At 44.3% G+C, this 23,983-nt stretch carries 19 protein-coding genes and 1 tRNA gene; 6 read left to right on the top strand and 14 right to left on the bottom strand.

Going from position 1 to position 23,983, the window contains the following annotated elements; translation table 11 throughout:
- Positions 1–251: 251 nt before the first annotated feature.
- The 3 genes from K0A89_10785 to K0A89_10775 are packed head-to-tail and all read right to left on the bottom strand — an operon-like array spanning position 252 to position 986.
- Positions 252–452, bottom strand: coding sequence for a hypothetical protein (locus K0A89_10785; protein ID MBW6518971.1), 201 nt, complete (start codon positions 450–452; stop codon positions 252–254).
- Between the two features lie 10 nt (positions 453–462).
- Positions 463–750, bottom strand: coding sequence for a type II toxin-antitoxin system RelE/ParE family toxin (locus K0A89_10780; protein MBW6518970.1), 288 nt, complete (start codon positions 748–750; stop codon positions 463–465).
- A 5-nt stretch (positions 751–755) separates the two neighbouring features.
- The gene (locus tag K0A89_10775; protein MBW6518969.1) at positions 756–986 is read right to left on the bottom strand and encodes a hypothetical protein; all 231 of its coding nucleotides are present in this window, start codon (positions 984–986) and stop codon (positions 756–758) included.
- A 270-nt stretch (positions 987–1,256) separates the two neighbouring features.
- Here K0A89_10775 and K0A89_10770 point away from each other — a divergent pair, with 270 nt between their 5' ends.
- Positions 1,257–1,478: a hypothetical protein gene (locus K0A89_10770; protein MBW6518968.1), complete on the top strand. Its 222-nt coding sequence runs from the start codon at positions 1,257–1,259 to the stop codon at positions 1,476–1,478.
- Between the two features lie 48 nt (positions 1,479–1,526).
- On the opposite strand, the gene K0A89_10765 is transcribed toward K0A89_10770, so the two are convergent.
- The gene (locus K0A89_10765; GenBank protein MBW6518967.1) at positions 1,527–2,291 is read right to left on the bottom strand and encodes a DUF1624 domain-containing protein; all 765 of its coding nucleotides are present in this window, start codon (positions 2,289–2,291) and stop codon (positions 1,527–1,529) included.
- A 505-nt stretch (positions 2,292–2,796) separates the two neighbouring features.
- Between K0A89_10765 and K0A89_10760 the strand changes: the two genes are divergently transcribed.
- The 4 genes from K0A89_10760 (at position 2,797) to K0A89_10745 (ending at position 8,230) form a co-directional block, all read left to right on the top strand.
- Complete coding sequence (locus tag K0A89_10760) at positions 2,797–3,399, top strand: TetR/AcrR family transcriptional regulator (protein MBW6518966.1); 603 nt, start codon at positions 2,797–2,799, stop codon at positions 3,397–3,399.
- 255 nt (positions 3,400–3,654) lie between these two features.
- Positions 3,655–6,027 (top strand): RND family transporter, encoded by a 2,373-nt coding sequence (locus K0A89_10755; protein ID MBW6518965.1) that lies wholly within the window; start codon positions 3,655–3,657, stop codon positions 6,025–6,027.
- Positions 6,024–7,139 carry a hypothetical protein gene (locus K0A89_10750; GenBank protein ID MBW6518964.1) on the top strand — a complete coding sequence of 372 codons (1,116 nt, stop codon included), beginning with the start codon at positions 6,024–6,026 and terminating at the stop codon, positions 7,137–7,139. Before K0A89_10755 ends, K0A89_10750 begins: the two co-directional genes overlap by 4 nt.
- A gap of 23 nt (positions 7,140–7,162) precedes the next feature.
- A complete protein-coding gene (locus tag K0A89_10745) occupies positions 7,163–8,230 on the top strand; it encodes a hypothetical protein (protein ID MBW6518963.1) in 1,068 nt (355 codons plus the stop codon).
- 140 nt (positions 8,231–8,370) lie between these two features.
- Here K0A89_10745 and thiC read toward each other — a convergent pair whose 3' ends face one another.
- Positions 8,371–9,651 carry a phosphomethylpyrimidine synthase ThiC gene (gene thiC / locus K0A89_10740; GenBank protein MBW6518962.1) on the bottom strand — a complete coding sequence of 427 codons (1,281 nt, stop codon included), beginning with the start codon at positions 9,649–9,651 and terminating at the stop codon, positions 8,371–8,373.
- 144 nt (positions 9,652–9,795) lie between these two features.
- Between thiC and K0A89_10735 the strand changes: the two genes are divergently transcribed.
- Entirely contained in the window at positions 9,796–11,262 is a 1,467-nt protein-coding gene (locus K0A89_10735) for an NAD-binding protein (protein ID MBW6518961.1), read from the top strand.
- Between the two features lie 43 nt (positions 11,263–11,305).
- Here the strand turns inward: K0A89_10735 and K0A89_10730 are convergent, their stop codons facing one another.
- The 9 genes from K0A89_10730 to K0A89_10690 form a co-directional block, all read right to left on the bottom strand.
- On the bottom strand, positions 11,306–15,172 hold the full coding sequence (locus tag K0A89_10730) for an Ig-like domain-containing protein (protein ID MBW6518960.1): 3,867 nt from the start codon (positions 15,170–15,172) through the stop codon (positions 11,306–11,308).
- 85 nt (positions 15,173–15,257) lie between these two features.
- Positions 15,258–16,325 (bottom strand): AI-2E family transporter, encoded by a 1,068-nt coding sequence (locus K0A89_10725; protein MBW6518959.1) that lies wholly within the window; start codon positions 16,323–16,325, stop codon positions 15,258–15,260.
- A gap of 76 nt (positions 16,326–16,401) precedes the next feature.
- A complete protein-coding gene (locus K0A89_10720) occupies positions 16,402–17,121 on the bottom strand; it encodes an RNA methyltransferase (protein ID MBW6518958.1) in 720 nt (239 codons plus the stop codon).
- Positions 17,122–17,247: 126 nt separating this feature from the next.
- Positions 17,248–17,934, bottom strand: a complete 687-nt coding sequence (locus tag K0A89_10715) for a cytochrome b/b6 domain-containing protein (GenBank protein MBW6518957.1) — start codon at positions 17,932–17,934, stop codon at positions 17,248–17,250.
- A complete protein-coding gene (locus K0A89_10710) occupies positions 17,927–18,259 on the bottom strand; it encodes a hypothetical protein (protein ID MBW6518956.1) in 333 nt (110 codons plus the stop codon). The genes K0A89_10715 and K0A89_10710 overlap by 8 nt, the downstream gene beginning before the upstream one ends.
- Positions 18,260–18,360: 101 nt before the next feature.
- On the bottom strand, positions 18,361–18,999 hold the full coding sequence (locus K0A89_10705) for a DUF115 domain-containing protein (GenBank protein MBW6518955.1): 639 nt from the start codon (positions 18,997–18,999) through the stop codon (positions 18,361–18,363).
- Positions 18,996–22,175 (bottom strand): isoleucine--tRNA ligase, encoded by a 3,180-nt coding sequence (ileS, locus tag K0A89_10700; GenBank protein ID MBW6518954.1) that lies wholly within the window; start codon positions 22,173–22,175, stop codon positions 18,996–18,998. Before ileS ends, K0A89_10705 begins: the two co-directional genes overlap by 4 nt.
- Positions 22,176–22,350: 175 nt before the next feature.
- Complete coding sequence (locus K0A89_10695) at positions 22,351–23,211, bottom strand: hypothetical protein (GenBank protein MBW6518953.1); 861 nt, start codon at positions 23,209–23,211, stop codon at positions 22,351–22,353.
- Between the two features lie 145 nt (positions 23,212–23,356).
- A tRNA-Tyr gene (locus K0A89_10690) sits at positions 23,357–23,469 on the bottom strand.
- Between the last annotated feature and the right edge of the window lie 514 nt (positions 23,470–23,983).

Raw genomic sequence — 23,983 nt, 5'->3', positions numbered from 1 at the left:
TTATTTGGAGTCATTTGTTTATTCAGAAGAAAACAAAAATAAGTGCATGAAATTTTATTAATAGTGAATGAGAAAAGCAGAAGCATACTTTGATATGCACAATATCATGCGCCAACCCTGATGCCCCGGACAAAGCCTTGCGACGTCCGGGGTCGTTGACTGAAGGCGATAGGATTTCATGCTCGAATAATGCGATAAGGAGGACGGAACAACTTCTTCAAATCTGAAATCAGGCGCCTAAAGCTGGATAGCTAATTCTTCTTTATTACAGTTCCACCCGTGATAAGTAGTGCCTCAATGAATGCTAAGAGAGCATCTTCAGTGCCTGGCGCTAAAAAGCGCATGACTGCGCCAAATGGAGCAAGAATTCCAGTCCAATTTGAAAAAGCATCATCTGGTACAGGCCCAAATGCCTGCAAAATATAAAAGAGGATAACAAATCCAATAGTCAAGCCCATTAACTTATTTATAAACATTCCCTCTGTGCTGGACTGAAGTAATCCTGACCTTTTTATTATCACCATCAACTGCATAAAGAACCCTATACTTACCAATCCTTAATCGATATGTATTACCCGGATATCCTTCCATGGGTTTCACATCAAAACCAGTTCTAGGTCTAATAGGATTCTTCTCAAATTCATCAAGCAGTCTTAGAAATTTATCGACTACGTACTTCGGGACTTTTTCTAAATCTTTTTCAACTCTCTCATCTACCAGAACTTCATAAGGAGTTGTATCTTGGCTCAACAATCTCAACTTCCACTTGAAGCTCTTTTCTTTATTCGAGATTTAAATTCTTCTTTTGAAATTCCGTTAAAATCTGCAAGGCGGCGATAATGTTCTTCAATATGTTCCGCGCTTATATCCTCAATAGACACCTTGTTCATAAGCATATTTAAAACGTCATCAAAAGTCCAGTCACCAAACTTATAGTCTGATAACCTTTCTTTTGTTTTTTCATTTATTGTAATAGTCGTTGGCATAATTAAAACAATTGTTTTAATTGATAATAATGTTATCGATTTAATGGTTGTTTCTAACAGTCTCTATAAATCACGTTTTTGCGCCTGGATCGAGTCAATAGAAAGCAAGATAGCTAAGAGAGATGCCAAATCTTCGAGCATCCGCATCGGGATGCCCCGGAATTCCAATCCGGCCGGTTTGTGATTACTTATTCAGATTTATCTGGTTCCAAAAGAAGACCGGGGTTAATATTACCGAATAATTTATAATATTCAACCCATAATGATGTTATTTGTTGTGCAATAACCAGTAAATTACGAACAGATTGTTGCATTGCTATTGACAATGCAGATCTTGAGAGTGGAAATTCTTTTAAAAAAGACAATCGAGTTAGATTTGATTGGATACTTAAAGTTCATAAAAGTTTAATAAACAATAAACATGGGACATTAAATGCGCAAAAAACTCAAGAAATAATTGATGCAATTCAAGATATAATTAAGATAAAATAAATTACATTATGAAAGTGACCCGGAAAACGAATGTTTCCAACACCCCCATCAAAACAATATCCCAATATCCACAAAACCCAGAAGGTAGAGCAATGCTATCAGTATTGGCTGATGGATCAGGTATATAAGCAATGATCGTCTGCCAAGCATGCAGAACAATCGTACCGGGAAAAACCAGGTGAGGTCTTTGATTTCAAATTTTCGCGTGTGGTCCGGGTACAATGAATTGCCGGCAAATATACCGACCAGGGTTACACCGAACCAGGGTAGGACCGGGAAATAGTCGAGAGTGTGGAATCCGTAAGGGATAAAACCCAGCCACAGCAGCCAGGGGAAATGAAATGCAAATTCGCTTAAATACAGACCAGAAACAATGATGCCAGCACCTATCAGCAGGTTGTATGTGCGCAATCCCAAAAAGGGATATGCCAGAATGATGGAAAGCCCGATGAAATGAAGTATTCCAAACACAATAACGCCATCTCTCAAAAAGAGCCATGTGATGAGGGTGATCAAAAGACCCCATGAAAATATCCGGACACCCCTTTTCAGGAATTTTTGATAGAGCTCCGGTTTCGGGATATTCATTCCTGTTGCTCTTGAGCGACTCAGGGTCAGGGATATTCCTACCACAAAAATGAACATAATGGCAGATGAGCGCCCTACATAGACCCATAGTCCTGAATCGAGATCAAAGTTATAGCTGCCAAAGAAATTGAAGTCATAGAGTGCATGAAAAATGATCATCAGGAGTATCGCAATTCCGCGAAGGAAGTCAATTTCCCAGAACCTTTCGTCTGCAACCTTATCCATCATATTCACCCCAATCTATAGTGCGTTAAGCCACATAAGATATATGGATAGTACGAAAAAAAATAACATGATACTCAAGAGATAGAATATTCGATTTATCGTTTCGATGGAGCATGATTTTATTATCTATGAAGGTGGTCGAACAATTGCTGATGATCGAAACCGGTGGAGGTATCAATTGATGGATCCATCTCCTGCAATGGGACAATGCCAAATGAAAGCCTTATATGGGAAATCCGTACGCACGGTCTGATAAGAAGGAGTGGTGAAAGCCGCTCTTTTACTCTACCATGGGATAAGTAAATCGCGAGTCCTTTTTACTTTCAAATTATGGACATGAATCAAAGGTTTTGATCATGTTTCTAAAGTCCCATTGCAAAATCTGTTATTATTGAAAAATATAAATTCCAAAACCTTAAATATGACCAAGGTCAAGTATGACCAAGGTCAAGTATGACCAAGGTCATAGTGAACAAGAATTATTACCAATTGAGAAGATGATAGCATTTCCCTACGTGAGAAAAAGAAACTGGACACAAAAAACAAGATTTTTGAAGTATCTGGAAGATTATTTAAAGCAAATGGATACGAAAATACCACTGTTGATGAGATTACAAAAGTAGCTGGAATCGCTAAAGGTACATTTTTTAATTATTTTCCGACAAAAGAAACACTCCTCATATACTTTGGAGAGCAAAAAGCAGAGCTGATTTACAATCTTATTGAAAAAGAAACCATGAAAAGCATTCCTATCAAAGAAAAAATAAAGAATTTACTGGTATTTCTGGCAGAAAGCTATGAAAAAGACAAAGCACTTACAAAATTGTTGATGTTTGAATATCATCGAAATATAATACAAATTGGTTTTAAACCTGATGAACCGAAAAATAGTATTCATCGCTTTGGCAAAATTCTTTGTGATTTTCTTGAAGAAGGTGTAAAAAAAAGAGACATAAAAGATCATATTAATGTCAAGAAAGCAGCTGAAAATCTCATAGCGATTTATTTTCATTCCCTGATCATGTGGTTGAAATCAGAGAGTGATTACTCTTTTTCCAGTGACATATCTGAAAAGATAGATATGATATTCGAAGGTATCGGAAGTTGAATGCAGAATATTACATGGATGTTATAGGATTTGCAGGAAGTCCAGGAAAGAGAAGCAATACTGAAAGTTCAGGCAATGAAATACTGTGATGTGCAGCAGCCACCTCATTACCACCCAAAATATTCGCCCTCAAGTTCCACAATTATTTAATACAGAAATCACAATAATTTTATACAGGCATCACAATTACCCAACATTATTGCTCGCACATCATACCACTGACATTCAAAGCTCTCAATCGGGGGGAAACCTACCATAAAAGACACATTTCGCAAACTGGGTATTTTCATAGAAGACAACACCATCCCAATTGTCCTGTTAGCGATATTGCTTATTGTGATTTCAATAAATGGTACCCAGTACATTGAAATGAGTTCGGGCACAGAGACCTTTGTGGAAAAAACATCAAAACTGTACCAGGATTTTGACCACCTTTACCTGAGAATCTTTGCAACCGAATCAATAGCAGTACTTGTCGAAGGCGGAGATGTAACAACACCTGAAGCACTGAAAGCAATTGACAGGCTTCAACAGCAGGTAATGACCATACCGGGAGTGGTGGGGACTGCCAGTGCGGCCATGGTCATCAAGGATACCAACTACCAGATGACAGGCCAGCGCACACTCCCTGACAGCCAGGTGGAGATAGAATCTATCATAGCAAGCCGGTCATCAGATATTGGTATGCTCATCCCCGACAAAACCCACACCATTATCTGGGTGGAAATGGCAGGCGACTCCACAGACAATGAAATGATAGAAATACTGCGCGAGACCGAAATGGCGGTTACCCAATCCAATTTCCCGCCATCCTATGGTGTCATTGTGACCGGAGACCCCGCATTCATGATAGCCATGAACAACGAGATGACCACAAGCATGGCTCCCCTGCTCATGATATCTGCAGTACTTATGATAGTGGTGCTGTACCTGGTGTTCAGGCATGTCCGCTGGAAACTCCTTCCACTCCCTATCGTCCTCCTCGGTATCATCTACACCTTCGGAGCAATGGGATACCTGCGAATCCCTCTCAGCATGGTATCCATGTCCGCATTTCCGGTACTTATCGGACTTGGCATAGATTACGCCATCCAGTTCCACAACCGGATAGAAGAAGAACTGGAGAAAGGCGAAGATGAAGCACAGGCCGTCATAGAGACCATCAAACACACCGGACCGGCGGTGCTTATTGCCCTGACAATCACAGCTCTTGGTTTCTTTTCACTGTTCACCTCATCTGTCCCTATGATACAGGATTTCGGAAAACTCCTTCTTATCGGCATAATCATGTGCTTTTTGTCATCGCTGTTTGTAGGCGTGACGGTCATATATGGACTTGACAGGTTAATTAAAAAGAAGAATAATATGAAGAACCATCGAAAGAACTTCAATAATGCCCTAAAACAGAAAACCAACCCATCAATTGCACGCATTGACCCGCCTGTCAGCAAGATCGAGCTTTTCCTGAAAAAGACCACCATCCTTTCAGTCAATCATCCCATCCTTGTACTCGGGATTGCTGGACTATTGTGTTTTTCCGGTCTTTATGCTGATTCTTTCGTCCCCATCCAGACCGACGTAAAAACCTTTGTGCCCCAGGATATGCCCGCACTCGTTGACCTGACCCATCTTGGCGACATCATCGGCGGGACCGATGCCCTGAACATTATAATAAAGGTGGACGATTCGGCAGATCCTGAAGTGCTCAGGTGGATGGATGAATTCAGCACCCATGAAGTTGAAAGAAGGGCGCGCATATACGATGCATCAAGCATTGTACCCATTGTAAAATCAATGAACGGGGGCAGCATACCTGATAATAGCGCCGATATCGAACGAATATACCAGCAAATACCGGCAATGCAGAAGGACCGCTACATTCATGGCAAGAATATGCTGTTGATGGATCTGGGCATAGGCAATGCCATCGGTGATATCGGTTTAAAAGGTGTCAGTGAATTGACAGGAATAGTACAGGATGATATTGCATGGATGTCCCCGCCGCCGGGGGTGGAGGTAACAATAACAGGGAATTCCGTGGTGTTCACCACCGTGATATGGTCGCTCACGTCAGGCCGTGTAGCCATGACCCTTACCGGGCTTATACTGGTGTTTTTAGGCTTGCTCGTGATATACCGGGACTGGCTCAAAGCCCTCACCCCTGTCATAACCATGTTCATGGTAATCGGATGGGCAGGCGGTATCATGTATTTTACCGGCATAGATTATACTCCAATGACCGCAACCCTGGGTGCGCTTATCCTGGGGGTTGGTTCTGAATATGCCGTCCTGATGATGGAGAGGTACTATGAAGAACGCGATAAAGGCATAAACCCGGTCGAAGCTATGGAGGCTGCAAGTTCAAAAATAGGGAAGGCCATTGTTGCATCCGGCCTGACCACCATCTTTGGATTTTCTGCACTTATAGCATCGCCATTTTCCATGAACCGTAATTTCGGTCTTGTGACTGTCCTGGACGTGACACTGGCACTGGTTGCAACATTTATTGTTTTCCCTGCAGTTATTGTGAAGCTGGACGAGTGGCGGGAGAAGAGAGGGGCACTTGATGCGAGTACCGGATACAGGGATAGGTCAATATTTAATTCACGGGATGTGGATGCCCAGTGAGTGGAACAGATAAACGTCCAGGTATAGGGGGAAAGTTATTTTTATTAGCATGTACGGCAGTAATTATCCTGTCTGTGCCGGGATTCACCCTGTTGCCGGTTGATGCGGATACAGATAATACAGACCTGTTGCTCCCCAATTACATATTTTCCACGAACTATTATGATAGTTTCGGCGCCCCCGATATATATGCCTCGCTGCTGGGTGACTCTGAATTTGAGCGGGGTGAGACCGTACACCTGAATATGAACCTTGTGAACAAAGGTGCGATATACGGTTTCAAATACGACACCAGCGTGGGAACAAACAAAGGTGACCATTCACTCTCTCTCAAAGAACTGCAATATGAAACGCGCCGCACTACAGCGGTAGGAATTGATACAGAACTGGTCTCAGCTACATCATTTATAAAAATAGAACCGGGGAAAAACATCCAGACAATGGAATCCCTTTTTCCCGGGGAAATTCCCGAACACCCGCTCACGTTTACTCTTACGATATCAAAGAATGCGCCAGCAGGTGTTTATTACCTGCAGCTTCCCGTATCGTACCAGTACCAGAGCCAGGTACGCATGACCACAAACAATGTGGTGCGTCTCGGCCTTACTGGCATGGACCACATTGCCCTGTACACCAGTGCCAACAAGACCCTGCTTATTCCGATTTTTATAAAAGCGTCTCCACGGTTCGAAGTTACCGATGTTTCAGGCAACCTTGTGGCCGGTGAAAAACATACTATTGACGTCACATACAAGAACACGGGTGAGGTCACAGCCGCGGATGCCGTGGTCAGGATGGTTGTGATGCGCCCGCTCAGTATAGACCAGTCGGTAGTGCGGCTGGGGACCATTGAACCAGGCGAGAGCCAGACTGCACGTTTCAACATTGCTGCTGATTCCAGTGCCGTAATAAAAACGTACGGTATTGACAGTGAAATAAAGTATTATGACGAGCAGGACGAGATTACATTATCCGAAAACCTGAAAGTGAGTGTACCTCTTGGCAAAGCCGAAGAAAGGATAGGAAATTTCACGCTTTCAGTATTTGGAGTTATTGTTTTGTTACTATATCTTTTTGTGAACGTTGTACGAAATCTTAAGAAATATAATTAATTAGAGAAATGAGAGGAACATGCATGGATTATAAAAAATGTGTTCAGATAATTTTGTTTGCAATTACATCAATCCTGATTTTAACGGTGCCTGCACAGGCGGCATTCCCGGAATATTTTGATGTGAGCAATAACTACTATACCGTGTACGGCGGGCCAAATGTCAGCGCGTCCCTTCTGGGGGATGGGGAATTTTACCGGGGAGACACGGTAACGTTGAACATACATCTCATGAACAGGGGATTGATCACCGGTTTTAAGTCTGAAAAGACTGTTGACCCCGCAGTAGAGCTGGAGCAAAAGCTGCAGCAGACCGAGATGAACTATGAAGCGCAAAAGACAACAGCCATAGGTATCGTGGCCACTCTCGTATCCTTTGACCCTGCCCTGAGGATCAAGACCGGTTCCCAGGAGGCAGGTTCGCTGGTTTCGGGCCAGAAGACAAAAGAACCGGTACAGTTCACCATAGAGATAGCAAAAAATGCTCCTGCTGGCGTGCATCCGCTCATGTTGAACCTGTTATACGGATACCAGGAAAATGTCCAGATAAACGGAAAAGATGAGACTGACCTTGGTGTGACCGACCTTGAAGTGGGGTTGTGGTATGAGATAAACAGCCAGAATTTGACTATTCCGGTGATAGTTAAGGATGAAGCTGATTTTGAGGTCGTGGAAATGAGTGGTAACCTGGTGGCAGGTAAAGAATGTCTGCTCTTTGTCACATACAGGAATGTTGGTGAACTGCCTGTAACTGATGCAACAGTACGGATCAGCGTATCAGACCCGTTCAGTACCACGGATGACCAGGCATATATCGGTTCGCTGGTGCCGGGTGAGAATGCTATTGCACAATTTAATATTAAGGTGGATGAAACAGCTACGACCAAGAGGTACGGTATAAATAGTGAGATCAAGTACGAGGATGTGGACGGTCACGACAGGATATCAGATAATATAAAGATACAGGTGGAAACTCTCCCGGCCGTGTCCACAACCGAAAAATTCAGGAACGTGCTCTGGATAGGGGCTGTAGTTGTACTGTTAATAGTGTTCGGTCTGGGTGTACGCTCGTACAGGAATAAACAACAATAGTAAAAATCGGGAGATGAACGTTGCAGGAACAGGTCTTTCTCTCCGGTTCCCCTTTTCCCCACGGTACCCCTGTTAATTCTCTTCCCTCTGTACTCCTGTTTCTCTTAACCCTCTTTTTCCCTGTCCCGTTTGTTCCTTCTTTATTTCTTTCCCAGTACATCCCGCATAAGTTTAATGGAGCATAACTCACCGCACATGCTGCAGGTTTCCACGTCCCTGCACCTTGAGTGTATTGCCATCGCTCGCTCCGGGTCTATGGCCAGTTTAAACTGTCCTTCCCAGTCCAGGTCACGCCGCACCCGGGCCATTTCATTATCCTGTGCCTGCGCATGCTGGCGTTGTCCTGCCTTCACCAGGTCAATGGCATGAGCGGCGATCTTCGTCACCACAGCCCCTTCCCGGATATCCTCCACACTGGGTAATGCCAGGTGTTCCGCTGGCGTGGTCATGCACAAAAAATCGGCTCCTGCCATTCCTGCTACCGCGCCGCCAATGGCGGCTGTGATATGGTCGTAGCCAGGGGCCAGGTCAGTGACCAGCGGGCCCAGCAGGTACAGCGGTGCACCGTCGCAGATGTTCTTGATGGAGCGTACAGCCGGTTCTATCTGGTCCAGCGGTACATGCCCCGGTCCTTCCACCATTGCCTGTACCCCTGCGGCCCTTGACCTTTGCACCAGCTCGCCCAGGGTGATGACCTCTTCGAACATGCAGCGGTCAGAAGCATCGGCGGTACACCCGGGCCGCATACCATCTCCCAGGCTCAGGGTAACATCGAATTCCTTCACAATTTCCAGCAAATAGTCGAACTCGGCATAATAAGGATTCTCGCGCCCGTGGTGCAGCATCCATGCGGCCATGAACGAACCGCCCCGGCTGACTATATCCAGTATCCTGCCCTCTGCCCTTAAATGCTCCAGGGCCTTTGCGGTAACACCGGCATGTACGGTAATGAAATCAACACCATCTTCGACGTGTTTGCGTAATGCATTGAACATATCGTCTGTGGTCATATCCAGCACAGATGTGCATGCGCTTGCTGCCTGGTATATAGGGACGGTGCCAATTGGAGCTTCGATCTCTTTTAACAGCCGTCGTCTCACACTATCGATATCGTCTCCTGTGGACAGGTCCATGACCGTATCGGCACCATACTGTATTGCAGTCCTGGCTTTGTTCATCTCTTCTTCCACATCTGCATGTACCTGTGAAGTACCGATATTGGCATTGACCTTTGTTGAGATACATTCACCCACTGCCATTGGCAGGATGTGTTCACGCGCTAGATTTCCGGGAATAACTACCCTGCCCTGTGCGATAAGCCGGGTAATTCTTACCGGTTCCAGCCCTTCAGCGGTTGCAGCGGCCTTTATTGCAGGAGTAATATGCCCCTGTCTGGCATATTCCATAATTGTATTTGACATAATTATGGTTTATACCCCTCTGCTTCAGGATAAAAGTTTGGGAAACGAAACGGTTAAGTTAATCTTTATGAAGCAATAAATTAAGTAGTCAAGATTATTGGAGGCCTTTTCATCGAAGATGAATTAAATCAGGATATCCTCGATATGGGGGATGTCATAAAAGAAGTAAAATCAAAACAACTGTATGCAATTCTGGGCAGCGGTGGTATGGGAGTTGCTGTTGCAAAAGAATTGGAAGGAAAGAATATAAGTATAATATTTGTTGAAAAGGACGCCAGTAAAGCTGAGACTCTGAAAGACCAGGGTTATGATGTAGAAATTGGTGACATCAGCGATTATGAGACCATCGGTGCTCTTGATGTGTTGAACATTGATATAGCGTTCATTTTGAGTTCGGATAGTGAGGCGAACCTCAAGGCATTGACGCACCTGAAGAAATTAAAACCGGACATCTATACGGTATCCAGGGTCAATGACCAGAACAATAAAGACCGTATGGAGGCTGCAGGTGTGGATTTGGCCGTATTGCCTGCAAGGGCTGCCGCCCAGGTTTTGGTACAGGCAGTGGAACGGGCATCTATCCTGAAGAAAGCTCATGAACTTCAGAGGGTCATTAAAAAAATGGGGAAAGGTAAACTGGGTATCGTAGTACATAACAACCCGGACCCGGATGCCATATCTGGTGCAATGGCCCTGAAAGTTATTGCAGAAACCGTTGGCGTGGATTCAAAGATCATATACAGCGGTTTGATAGGGCACCAGGAGAACAAGGCGTTTGTAAACCTGCTGGATATTGACATTGAGCGGATAGAAGAATATGACCCTTCCAAGTTCTCAAGCCTTGCCCTGTTTGAAAGTACCATCCCAGGTATGAATAACCTTTTGCCCTCGGATGTGCGGGCTAACATTGTTATCGATCATCATCCTGTAGGCACAACTGAAGTAAAGGCTGATTTCATTGATATCCAGCCTGATATCGGGGCCAGTGCTACGATAATGACCACGTATCTCAAAGAGCTGGGTCTCAAGGTAAACAGTAATCTTGCAACAGCTCTGCTCTATGGCATCAGAGTGGATACTCATGAATTCAAGAAAAATGCCACCCAATCTGACCTGAATGCTGCAGCTTTCCTGTACCCGCTGGTGGACCATGAGATATTGAGCCAGATAGAGACACCATCCATGTCCACTGAGACCCTTGATATAATGGGGTATGCTATCAAGAACAGGCAGGTGAACGGTAGTTACCTGATATCCAATGTGGGTACAATCAGGGACCGTGATGCTTTGCCCCAGGCAGCAGATTACCTGCTGAATCTTGAAGGTGTGACCACGACAATTATTTTCGGACTGACCGAGGACAATATTCATCTATCCGGCAGGACCAAAGATGTGAGGGTCAATGTAGGGGAAGTTATGCGTGAAGCTTTCGGTAAGGAATATGGCGGTGGGCATGCCACATCTGCTGGCGCACAGATACCATTGGGTGTTTTTAGCGGTACAAAGGATAAGCACACTCTTATGAAACTGGTCGACGAGGCAGTAGTTAAAAAACTATTTGAAGTTATTGGTATGGAAATGGATGGAAAAGAAACCGAAAAGGAAGAATAAATAAATTCTTCCTTATCTTGTTTTTATTATTATTTCTTTGATTTCATTTTTCAACCAATTGCCGTAACATTTTTTCAAATGCCTGTACTTTGGCTGATAAGATATCTACTGTCAGTGTACCCTGTGAAATACTGTATACTATTGCAGCTGTTGAGAGTAATGCGATAATACCTCCAACAAAAAGACTGGTTGAACCCAACTGAAGACCTTTGACCCTGAAAGTATTACTGCGACCGTCGACTTCAACAAGATACGTGCCGGCCTTTGACCGGTTCATATTGAAATGAATCGTCACAATCTCCCCGGGACCCAGTACCAGGTCCTGACTTATTACCACGTCACCGTTTACCTTCAAGTACATGGTCTGAGCTTCCCTGAGCGTTCCAAAATTGGCAGCTTCCACGGTAATGTTCACGTTCTCGCCCGGTTCTACTAATCTGGGTTTAATAGTAAGGTTCGAAAATACCAGTTTGGCACCCGGGTCAGTGATGTCAATATCTTTAGTTGCATCCTGGTATCCTGATTTAGATGCAGAGATCGTAAAAGTGCCCACTTCATCGGGTGTGTATGTGATGTTGCCACTGGCGGGTGTTGTACCAAGGTTCTTGCTGCCGAACTTCACCGAAGCGTCTTTCACGCCCACGCCTTCAGAAGTTACAGATATGACTATCGATTCGCCTTTATCGGATACTAACGGAGCGCTTACTGATAGTACTTTAGGCTGGTACAGCACTTCTATTTTATCGTCATCGCTTTCATAACCTTCCTTGGATGCGGTGATGGTGAAAGTTCCCGGTTCTGTTGGCGTATAGGACAATTCACCACTTGAGTCGGTAGTGCCGATGGAAGTATCACCAAATTTTATGGCTGCTCCTTTAATGTTATCTCCGTCAGATGTGACTTTAATGGTCAATTCTTCATTCTGGTAGACATTCTTGGGTATGTCAAGTTTCAGATACAGTGGCTCTTCCACAATTATTTCCTTGAATGGATAGAACCTGACTGCACTGCTATTATCAGCGACTTTTATCTTGATATCGCCCATTATGCTGATTGTATCGCCCTCTCCCAGGCTGATACTATCGTCCTTGTTTTTCATGACTATGGATGAGGAAGTGGTTGATGTAACTTCCATAATGCCGTAGGAGTCACCTTTTTCTATAGTGGTGAATTTTTCAGATATCTGGAAAACACCGTCTATGAACACGGAATTCGTCTCCATACCCCTGAATACCTGGTCGATATGGAAGATAAATATTGGAATGTCCGTATCGCCTACCTCCACTTCATAAACATACGTGTCATCTCCGCTGGAAATATCGGTGTCGATTTCTTCCCCATTCTTGAGGATAGTAAACATCAGTGCTTCACCGCTGCGGCTGATCTCATCTATCCTTACACTGTAACCTTCCTGGAGGGGCAGAGAATTTCCAATATGCAGGGTGTATCTTTTATCCTCGTCGATGAGTATTTTGGCTAACCTGCCTTCTTCTATCAGGCTTCTGTCACTGGAGAGGAATGTTGCTCCGGTCTTTTTATAACCTGCAAAATAGGTATCGCCCATGAATCCGATGGATTGATATTTATTCCATCCATCACCACTATGTTCGAAATTCATGTCAATGGGATTTGTAGTATATGTTAGTTTACTTTCAGCTACTGTTCTGCCACTACGTACAATATTCAGGTTCTCATCCCCGAATCCAGTGTCAATGTCGTAGAGAAGTGCCTCGAAGTTGAAGGGTGTCCAGGTAAAATCGGTTTTATTGGTTACCGTTCCTCTCAGTTCATAAGTACCTGGTTCTGACATTTCTACATAGGGGGCGAACCGCAGTGTATTGGAATCTGCAACTCTGATATTGATCTTGCCCATGAGGTTAAAGTCATCACCTGCACTGAGGCTAACACTACCCTCGTTCTTCATGGTAATACCTGTTGATGATACGCTGGTTACTTCCATCTCTCCGAACTCATTACCGGTGTCAACAGTGATATATTTTTCAGATATCTGGAATATTCCTTCCACTATCACAGTACTGGTTTCCATTCCTGCGAACACGGTATCTATGTTCATGGCAAGTATTGGTATATTCTTTGAGCTGCCCAGGTCTTTTTTATATACAAAAGTATCACCTTCAGAGACGATGTCTTCCTTTACCTTGCCACCATCTTTGAACAGTCCCACCATAACAGCACTTCCGCTGGCGCTCATTTCAGAGATTCTGAATTCATATCCTTCCCCAAGTTTAAGAGCTGAACCTGTCCTTACATTATAGCTCTTATCATTATCGGTCAATACTTTGCTGAGTTTTCTCTTGTCCAGCAGATTGTCGCTTGATGAGGCGAATGAGGAGCCAGTATAACCTGCAAAGTAGCGGTCCGCCATAAAACCAATAACGTCATAAGTGCCCCAGTTGCCGTATTCAAATTTAATCGGTATCGGAGATGTCTTATAAATTATGTCTCCTTTGTTCAAAGACCTGTCAATATCTTCAATGGTAAGGGTTTCGCTGCCTACATTGGTATCAAGGTCATAATAGAATCCGCTGAAGCTCTGGGGATTCCATACGTATGTTCGGGACATGCCATCTGACCAGATGCGGTCGCCGGAATAGTAGGTCGCCGAGAAAACTTCGACGGTTCCACTGCTCTGTGTATGATTTCCATTGCTATCTGTCGCTTCGAAATAATAGTCGTGGGTACCCACTCCACTGATTGTTTTTGTATAATAGTATTTTTTCCCATCTAGGGTAATCTGATCACCTGGATCTGCCTCGTTAGCATTGCCCTGTAAAGAATCATCCAGATAGAACTCCACAGTCAGTGACTCATTTTCAGCATCAGTGAATATTATGGAAAAATTGAATGTCACAGGAGTTACCCCATCAGGGGGACTAACACTGTTAGACGATGCTGTAGGAGCCTGGTTAGCTACCGTTGTAAACGTCCAATCTGTATTCGCATTCATCGCGTTTCCGATAACGTCAGTGACTGCTGTGGTGATCGTTGCAGTATAGGTCGTATTGTAATTCAGATTTGAATCAGGGTTGAATGTCGCAGTTCTCGTCCCTGCATTGTAGGATACTGTCCCCAAAACCGCTGTTGCACCTGTGAGAGTAAATGAAACATTATTGATCGTTGACACATTCATATCTTCACTGAATGTTGCAGTAATGTTCGTATTCAATGGTGCATTACTTGCACCATTGGATGGATTTGTAGAAGTGACATTTGGTTTTGTAATGTCAACAGACGTGGTAAAATTAAATTCAGCTGAAGTATTGGGATTGCCGGCTGAATCAGTACTCTTTACCACATAATAATATGTTGTATTGGCATTCAACCCGCTCAGCGTAATACTATGAGACGTAACGTATGCAGTCTCTTCCTCAGTAAAATCGTAAGGTACTGATGGATTTGTATCATAATCCACGCGGGATGTGGAAGCTTCATCGGTCGTCCATGTTATCACTGCTGTTGAATCATTCACAGTCCCATTTGTCACAGAAGATATGATTGGTGGTATGTTCTCCTTTGATTGAACAGGTCCAACAACACTTGAACTTGAAGAGTTTGTTCCATCTGAAGCATTTACCTTGTACCAGTACAGTGTTCCATCAGAAGTAGTATTATCAGTATAAGATACACTTTCATTTGGACGAGTAAATATTAGAGAAAATGGTCCACTCGAAGAAACGTTGGACCTGAGTATCTCATAATAGGATACATTATTTCCTTCTTCACCATCGTCTGTTGATTTTGTCCAGGTAATGCTTATATTACCTCCGTTATCACCTGGCACATCTATTGCACTAACGGAAGTTGGTTCTGCAGGTGCAGCAAGTGAAATACTGATACAAAAGCTGACGGCAAATAGTAAGACAATTCCTTTAAATATCGTATTCTTCATAATTTATCCCCCTGGTAAAAACAATAATCCAAAAATTTATACTTTCTTATCCCGTTCATACTATCTAACCTCATTCTTATACTAACTAAATATCTTCTAACATAAATATTTCATTATTTTGTGTGTCAACATCCATATATGCCCTGTATGCAGCAATTAACGTCCCTAAAAAAATAGGCGCCATGAAGAACCCGCCTATTCCCCCCACAAGGCCACCCCCGATGAACGCCAGCATCACCAGGAGCGGGTGGATACTCGAAGCCCTGCTCACGATATAAGGCTTCAATAAAAGTTCAGTCGGTGCATACAATACCACAGCCGAGACAACCATGAATGATACAGCATCATTAAGCCCAAACTCAAAATACCGTAATATCGCTATAGGTCCAAGCACCATCCACCCTGCAAAAATGGGTATGAGCCCTGCAAGGAGTATCAGTGCAGACATGGCAGGTATATGGGGCACGTCGAATACATAGAACACGCCCACAGACAATATGCTGGTGATGATAGCCGCATAAATGTTGCCCAGAAAGATACCGGCAAGGATGTAATCAAGATGGTCCCTGAATGATTCGACCATCACCAGTTTATCAGCAGGAACAACATTCACCATAGCCTTGACGAACTTTGAGCCATCCTTAAGCAGGAAAAAGCAGACAAAGACCGATATGAGCACGTTGAGCGTGAAAAATGCAAGTTTCATCCCAAATGAAAAAGGGATCTGTCCGAGCATGGGTATTATTGTAGATGAAAGATTGGACACAGCATCCTTTATCTGAATGTAGACTGGTTCCGGTATGTCCAGTTCATTAATGAAATTAATTATTGAATTGACTATCTGTTGCTGGTTCTTTGCCATGATTATCAACTGGTTGATGATCTCGACCATACCCAGTCCCAGGATAACCATAATCGGTGCGACTATGGCAACAGTAGCTACCAGTACAGATACCTGCTCTCCCACGCCCCTTCTTTCAAGCCAATGTTTGATAGGGCGGGCAATATAAGCGAACACAAGACCCAGAATAATACCGTCCAGAAGCGGAAGAACAATATAACCGAAAATGCCAAGTATGAACAGTAAAACGATAGCTACAACTATCATCCATCTGTTTTCAATAATTACTGATATACCGTCCTTTTCAGACATCTCTGTTATCCATCCCAATTCATGAACACTCTGAGCACTAATAAATGTTGGGTATTAATAACATTTCTCAGCAAGTTCAGGTATCAATCGAATGACACAATCGATACTGAATCCTCCTTAGCAGACCCCTGATAGTCTGTACTTCCCGGCTCGTAAGCCTTGTCCGTCCCAGGATCCGCTGCAACATAAGCATGGTCTTATCTTTTTTATGCGCCGGATAATCGATGTCATCAAGCATTTCCCGGATATGCCCGTACATCAGGTCAAGGTCAAAATGCTGTGCAAGATCGATATTTCCAGCTTTAATATCACATAACTCGTAAAGCACCACAGCTACTGAATGTGAGAGGTTCATACTCGGATAATCGAAACTGGTAGGGATGCTCATAATAATATCGCATAACTTCAATTCATCATTGTTCAGACCTTTATCCTCTCGTCCGAACAGTATGGATATAGTTCCCTGTTTTCCGTCAAGCATCATTTTAATTTCTGCAGGAGTGTATGCAGGGGTCCTGATATGCTCTTCAACCCTCATCCCGGGATTCCCGGTAGCTGCAATAATAAGATTCGAGTCCCCGAAAGCTTCCTGTATCGAGGAATGAACAGAGGCATTCTCTAAAATATCCCGGGCATGCATAGCAAATGCCCTGGCCTGTCCCCCCAGATCACATGGATTTACCAATACAAGGTCATGAAAACCAAAATTCTTCATTGCACGCGCAGTAGAACCCACATTCCCTTCATATAATGGCTCCACAAGCACCACGCGAATTTTTAGACCATTGTCATCCATGGTCTTTCAATTAGGAGTCTGGGTACTTATATTGGTTTTGATAGCAGGGGGATTTTCCTGTAGTATATAAAGAATTATTTTGTAAACTCGAGTAAATCCAACCAAAGGAAGAATTTTCATGGAAGATTACTGTTCTTCGCTTTGTTCCCGCTTAACCCGTTCATACCACAGCGGGAACTCCTCTTCTGCCAATTCTTCAGAGATCATTCCTGTGAACATGGTCCAGTTGATCGGGAAGAACCTGGGGCTCAGATGGACATTGTACATATGCATCATTACAGCCATACCTGCAAGAATTGCATCCATGGAATGGATCAACCTTACTGCCGGAAGATAATCTGCTGGCAGGAAATAATGGACTGCAAAGGCAGGATGCCACAGAATAACACCGGTTACGATCAGGATAGGGAAGAATATGACCGCTCCCCAATAATCCAGTTTCTCACGGTATGAATATTTCCTGTACTGCCCTTTTTCATCCGAAAGACCAACTATATATTTAGTATCCTCGATTGCATCCATCACGTCTTTCGGGGAAGGTATTATCTCCTTATCCTTGAACCAACCCCTGTCGATAATATAATACAGAAAATGGAACATTGCCAGGGCAAGGATGGCAGTACCTGCCATCCGGTGGATAACAGTGGAGACATTGAAACCTCCCATCATTTCAGCAATATATCCGAGCTGGTTAGGGAATTTTACAGGCAGCCCTGTGAGGAACAGTGCAAGGCATGCCACAGCATTAACAGCATGTTGCAAACGCTGGTTCAGGGTAAACCGTTCAATATATTTGTCAGCCAGTTCACTCATAGAACTTGGCCCCCTTTTCTTTCATCAAAGTCCTGAAATTCATAAGCAGATGGTGGAATACCAGTATGGCAAAAACAGGAATGCCCAAATCCAGGAGTTCCATGATCTTTTCTGTATAATGATAGGCGACCATTGCACTTGCACTAAGCTGTCCGGTTTCAGCCATCGTTTCAATGGGTTGAGTTGACAGGCCCGGGAAAATCTTTTTGTGATAAGGCGCAGAAGTACCAAAAGTCGCATAGAGAGCGAATATACTGCTGACAACGATCACAACGCAAAAAATCCATAATACTATGGTAATAATATCCTGTTGTTTTTGATTCATTTCTTTTTCTCCCATCTCAGCGTGTTTATTGACATACCCTTTATTTTCTTCTGAATTTAAATCAAACAATATTTATACATTTCTGTTTGTTGCAGCTAAAATTATTCCAGAGCTACCTCAATAAGCCTGCGTGCCCAATCCAGTTTCCTGGCTTTCATGGGTGTCACCATTGTATCATTAAAATCAAATCCTATCATGGTCACGCTGGCAGCATCAAATTCCACTGCCAAAAAGACACACCGGTCACCGTCAGTGAACCCCCCGAAATTATAAACGTTCTCAAGTGGGGCTGCCTGTGTTGACCCTATTATATGGTAAAGTCCGGGGACTATTGCCTGAACAGTATCAACATTATCTCCATGTGCATGGACCACCATTACCGCTCCCCTGTTGCTGGCCTCTATCTCAGAAGCAACTGCACCGTCGAGGTCAGTGACAATGATATGTGGTACAAGCCCTGCATCCATAATATGGGCTGTTGCCCCGTCGGCAGCTATGATGCAATATCCTGAAGGGTCCACGTCAGCCAGTTCATGCGCAAGTGAAGGAGCATTGCCGCAGACCAGAACGTCTTTTCCCTGTACCAGTTCAGTAAGTTTCCTCACAGGGGCAAGGCGGGACTGCTCAATGGAAAACAACAGCCCGGAGAGTAGCCCTGCAGCTTGCTCGTCCTGCGTTCGGTCATATCCCATATCCTTAATGATTTCCTTGTATATGGGTTCCCAATCCTCAAACTTCATGAAAATCCGGAAATGCTCATCTTCATAACAATGCCTTCAACATCCCATTCTTTCACCAGTTCACCATCAGGTTTAACATCAATGCCGATGATAAGCAATTTTGACCTGACCTCCCCGGCAATATAGGCTTCCCAGTCCAGCACAAGGTCGCATATCCGTTCATCTTCTATCCGGACCACAGCTTTGATACTGGCTTCAACATCCAGGTCCAGTTCCTTCCTCATGTCCTGCACCCGTCTTATCACTTCACGGGCATAGCCTTCCGATTCAATTTCCCTCGTCAGCAGGACATCTACATATACCATGCCACCCGAAAACTCTGCAGTGGCTATGTGTTCGGGAATGGTCTCCCTGAAATCTACCATATCAGGGGTGATGGTGGCCGTACCTCCCTGTATCTCAAGTTCATACTCCTGCGAGGTCTGTAGCGCAGCTTGCAGGGCCGCAGCATTCATTGAACCCAGGGCAGTTATTACCTTGCCAGCATCGCCTTTAAAAACAGGACCAATAGCCTTTGATTTCGGGATGATCTCCAATCCCAGTTCATTCCAGGCCTCACCAATACCCAGCAATACCACATCTTTACTGTTGGTCTGCTCAAGCAATACATCCCTCAGGGTTTCAACAGAACGGCCCACACTTTCATTCTCGGGTGCCAGCACTATCCGGCTTACCGGCCATCTCAGCTTACGCTTGACCTTCTGTCTTGCATTGGATACTGCTTCCACTATCTTCCGGATACTATCCATTTCCCTTTCAAGTTCTGTATCAATAAACTCATCCTGTGCAGCCGGCCAGTCACACATATGAATGGACTCGGGACTGTCCGGATTCAGGTTACGTACAAGGTTAAGGTACATTGATTCTGCAAGGTGCGGGGTAAAGGGAGAGATTATCTTTGCCACCTTCACCAGCACTTCATAAATAACCCAATATGCAGCCACTTTATCCGGTTCATTCTCTTCCAGCCAGGTACGCGGCCGTATCAGCTGGATATACCACCGGGACAGGTCTTCAAGGATAAAATCCGATATGGGTCTGGTAGCCCTGTGCAGGTCGTACTGCTCCATTGCTTCTTCCACCTTCAGTGCCAGGGAATTCACGCGGCTCAGTATCCAGCGGTCTTCTGGCCTGAGAGCCGGTTTGACCATATCATAGGTCACGGCAGTAGGGTCGAAGTTGTCCAGTACCATATATGGCAGAGGGAACCGGTAGACGTTCCAGAAGATGTTCATCATTCGGTTTACCGTGGAGACTGCTTCCCAGTTGAACTTAAGGTCTTCCCAGGGCGCACTGGATGATAGTACATAGAACCTGAATGTATCAGCACCCAACTTTGTTGCCACCTCTTCAGGGGATACCACGTTACCCAGGCTCTTGCTCATCTTCTTGCCTGAATCGTCAAGGGTAAAACCGTGCATCAGTACACTTTTATATGGTGCTTTGCCGAAAGCCAGCATGCTGGCACCCAGTTGTGAATAGAACCAACCCCGGGTCTGGTCGTGACCTTCAGTGATAAAGTCTGCTGGCCAGAGTCTGTCAAAATCTTCATGCTCGGCAGGATAGTGCAACGTAGCCCAGGAAGCTACTGCTGAATCGAACCAGACATCGAAAACGTCAGGTTCACGCTTCATGCTCCCTCCACAACGGCATGTGATGCTGATCGTATCCACGTTGGGCCTGTGCAGGTCAATGTGCCCTTCCAGTCCGGAACGCTCCCGCAACTCTTCCATGGTACCGATGACCTCCATCTCACCGCAGTCACCACATATCCAGATAGGGAGCGGAATGCCCCAGTAACGCTGGCGGCTGATGCACCAGTCTCGGGCACCCGATATCCAGTCCGCGAACCTAGCTGAACCTGCCCATTCAGGATACCATGCTACTTTTTTCACTTCATTGAGCATCTCGTTCTTAATTTCTGATATTTTCAGGAACCACTGTTCAGTGGCAAGATAAATAATAGGGGTCTTGCACCGCCAGCAGTGCCCGTACCGGTGAGTAATAATGCCTTTCCTGAGCAGGTTCCCCCGCTCTTCCAGATCATCCAGAACCAGTTCATCGGCCTCTTTTACGTATTTGCCTTCATATTCCCCTGCATCTGCAGTGTACCTGCCATCGGGCCCAACAGGGCAATATATGGGCAGGTTATTTTCCACGCCCAGCATAAAATCGTCCAGGCCGTGACCGGGTGCAATATGCACGCAACCAGTGTTTTCTGCCGTTACAAAATCCGCCATGTAAACATTATGTTCAAAACCGGCCTGGGCAGGCACTTTGTCAGAGAGCGGATTTTCATATGATAATGTTAACATATCCTCTCCGAGCATCCGGTCCAGCACCTCATAATCAGAATAACGTCCCTGTTTCAATACATTCTCGAGAAGTTCCGTGGCCATGTACAGCACTTCACTGTCACCCTTATCTTCCTTCCATGCCCGTATCTTGCTGTACTCAAAGCCTGGATGCACAGCTACTGCAATGTTTGCAGGAATGGTCCATGGGGTGGTGGTCCAGATGACAATATAGGTATTGTCTTCGCCTTTGATTTTAAACTTGATATATACTGAAGGGTCTTTTTCATCCCAGTATTCCACTTCACTATCGGCAATGGCAGTTTCACATCTGGGACACCAGTTCACAACCCGTTTGCCGCGCTCCAGCAACCCTTTCTCATTACCGCGCTTCAGGGTCCACCAGGCCGCTTCAATATATTCATCCTTCAGGGTCATATACGGGTCTTCCCAATCCAGCCAGACCCCCAGATCCTTGAACTGCTGGGTCATTTCATCTTTTTGCCGGATGGCGAATTCCTTACATTTGGCAATAAAACGGTCTACTCCGTACTCCTCGATGTCCTTCTTGGATTTGAAACCGAGTGCTTCCTCCACCTTCACTTCAATGGGGAGGCCGTGCATGTCCCATCCTGCCCTATCCCTTACACAAAAGTCCTTCATAGACTTGTAACGCAAAATGGAATCTTTTATGATCTTGTTCCATGCAGTTCCAAGATGTATATGCCCTGTGGTATAGGGTGGTCCGTCCACAAAATAGAAGTCTTTACTACCATCTCTGAGCTGTCTGGACTTTGGATAGGCATTGATGGAATCCCAAAAATTGCGGATATCCTCTTCCAGGATTGTTGGTTCATACTTATTGGTGATTTCCCGTATCATTCCCGATTCTCCGGATAGGATAGATAATAATGAATTAATGGAGTAGATAGTGCTTACCATCAGAGTTAAACATTTCTATCAGGGGTAATTTATTTCCACCGGTACCGTGCATGTTAATTTCCTTTGAAATATCATGCACGGAATAAAAGATATGACCCCGGTATCATTATCGATTCTATGATACCCAGTCCTTCTCGAACGAATACTTCGCAGGTGAATGAGAATCGCGGTGACATCCTATGCATTTATCCACATTGAACTCCATAAAATCAGGATGGACTCCTTCATGGCAGTCCATGCATGGTCTCCACCGCAGGTGTTTCTGGTGGCATTCTACACAATCAATGCCTGAATGTTTGGAAGGGTGGTCCTGGAATGCCTGCATAACATCCGGATGGCATTTCCCACATTCCTCAGGGACTATCACCGGACTGAAATACAGTTCCTTGGGCATGTGCTGCTGGTGGCATTCAGTACAATTGTGAAGTAATGTCTCGCCGTGGAACATCTCGTCATGACAGTCAAGGCAATCCGGAATGTACTTATGGTCGGTATGGCAAGTGTAACAGCTGTCTGCACGTTCGGAATGTTTATCTCCCAGTGTCTTTAAGGTGTCATATTCCTCACGATGACATTTAGCACATCCTCTGTCAGTAATGAGGGAATGGCTCTTGTGACAGTCATTACAGGGCCTGTCACCAGTCTCGATACCCCCTTTTATGTGAAAATGGTCCTGATGGCACAGATCGCAATCTGAAAAGATTGGCTTGTCCCCAAACTGATGGCACCTGTCACATTCCTCTGGTACCATTTTTGCATGAACACTCAGGCCACTTTGGGCATCTGGATGGCATTCTATACATTCTTTCTCCAATGGGTCGGCATACTCATGCATGAAGATAACTGATTCTTCTGTGTGACATCCACCGCAATGCTGCATCTCAAGATGAGCATTCAAATGTGACGGTACTGTAACATTGTAAACTAATAACACAAATGCTGTAATTGCTAATATGCTTACTATTATTTTTCTCATATGCAGTCCCACCAGTAGTTGAGAATTATGTAAATTGCATATTCAACTAATAGAAAAAATACCTATTAATTGCATTACACTTCCCACAAAAAAATATGATTATTAATTCATATAAACATTTCGATATGAATATATAAAAATAAAGTCCCGCCTCCCAGATTCGAACCGGGGACATCGCGGTTACTGCGCGGGTGCACCCAAAAAGGGCGCATGAACATACTACAGCCGCGCACTCTAGCCAGGCTGAGTTAAGGCGGGACAACGAGACATTATTAAACTTCAGCCATACGACGGCATTCAGGATATGCTCGATAATACTTATCCTTTTCGTTGATAGCTACGGGATACTACAAAAGACAAATACTTCAGACTGAGGAGCAGCAGCATTATTAACGCAACTGTGTGAATTCAGTGTTGAGGTTCTTCACCTTGTATCTCAGGCAGTCATGAAAATCATCACCTTTAAATTCACATGGCTGCAAGTTATTCGCAGTACATTTTTCATGATGGCACATTGTGCAATTATCTAACATTGGATCAACCACGTTGATTTATTAAGTCATGATTTCATATAATGTTTATTCTGTTTTACGATGTCCAATTGTATGTGTCCCTTTTTTAAAAAATCCCAGTAAACCATATAAACCTACTTTCCGCACATCTCAAAACCGTTATAATCGTATTTAAATTGAACCAATTTCCCGCCTTTGTGACAAAACAAACTGATTATTCCTTTACGATAATGACATAAGCTCTCCAACCCCTATATTTC

The sequence above is a fragment of the ANME-2 cluster archaeon genome (genome assembly GCA_019429385.1).
GTDB lineage: Archaea > Halobacteriota > Methanosarcinia > Methanosarcinales > Methanocomedenaceae > Methanocomedens_B.
This window is presented reverse-complemented; position numbering and strand designations above follow the sequence as displayed.

Bases quoted from the DNA above. Each gene is read 5' to 3' on its own strand.
- K0A89_10775 (MBW6518969.1), bottom strand. From the start codon at position 986: ATGCCAACGACTATTACAATAAATGAAAAAACAAAAGAAAGGTTATCA.
- K0A89_10765 (MBW6518967.1), bottom strand. From the start codon at position 2,291: ATGGATAAGGTTGCAGACGAAAGGTTCTGGGAAATTGACTTCCTTCGC.
- K0A89_10745 (MBW6518963.1), top strand. From the start codon at position 7,163: ATGGATTATAAAAAATGTGTTCAGATAATTTTGTTTGCAATTACATCA.
- thiC (MBW6518962.1), bottom strand. From the start codon at position 9,651: ATGTCAAATACAATTATGGAATATGCCAGACAGGGGCATATTACTCCT.
- K0A89_10735 (MBW6518961.1), top strand. From the start codon at position 9,796: ATGGGGGATGTCATAAAAGAAGTAAAATCAAAACAACTGTATGCAATT.
- K0A89_10730 (MBW6518960.1), bottom strand. From the start codon at position 15,172: ATGAAGAATACGATATTTAAAGGAATTGTCTTACTATTTGCCGTCAGC.
- K0A89_10725 (MBW6518959.1), bottom strand. From the start codon at position 16,325: ATGTCTGAAAAGGACGGTATATCAGTAATTATTGAAAACAGATGGATG.
- K0A89_10720 (MBW6518958.1), bottom strand. From the start codon at position 17,121: ATGGATGACAATGGTCTAAAAATTCGCGTGGTGCTTGTGGAGCCATTA.
- K0A89_10715 (MBW6518957.1), bottom strand. From the start codon at position 17,934: ATGAGTGAACTGGCTGACAAATATATTGAACGGTTTACCCTGAACCAG.
- K0A89_10710 (MBW6518956.1), bottom strand. From the start codon at position 18,259: ATGAATCAAAAACAACAGGATATTATTACCATAGTATTATGGATTTTT.
- K0A89_10705 (MBW6518955.1), bottom strand. From the start codon at position 18,999: ATGAAGTTTGAGGATTGGGAACCCATATACAAGGAAATCATTAAGGAT.
- ileS (MBW6518954.1), bottom strand. From the start codon at position 22,175: ATGATACGGGAAATCACCAATAAGTATGAACCAACAATCCTGGAAGAG.
- K0A89_10695 (MBW6518953.1), bottom strand. From the start codon at position 23,211: ATGAGAAAAATAATAGTAAGCATATTAGCAATTACAGCATTTGTGTTA.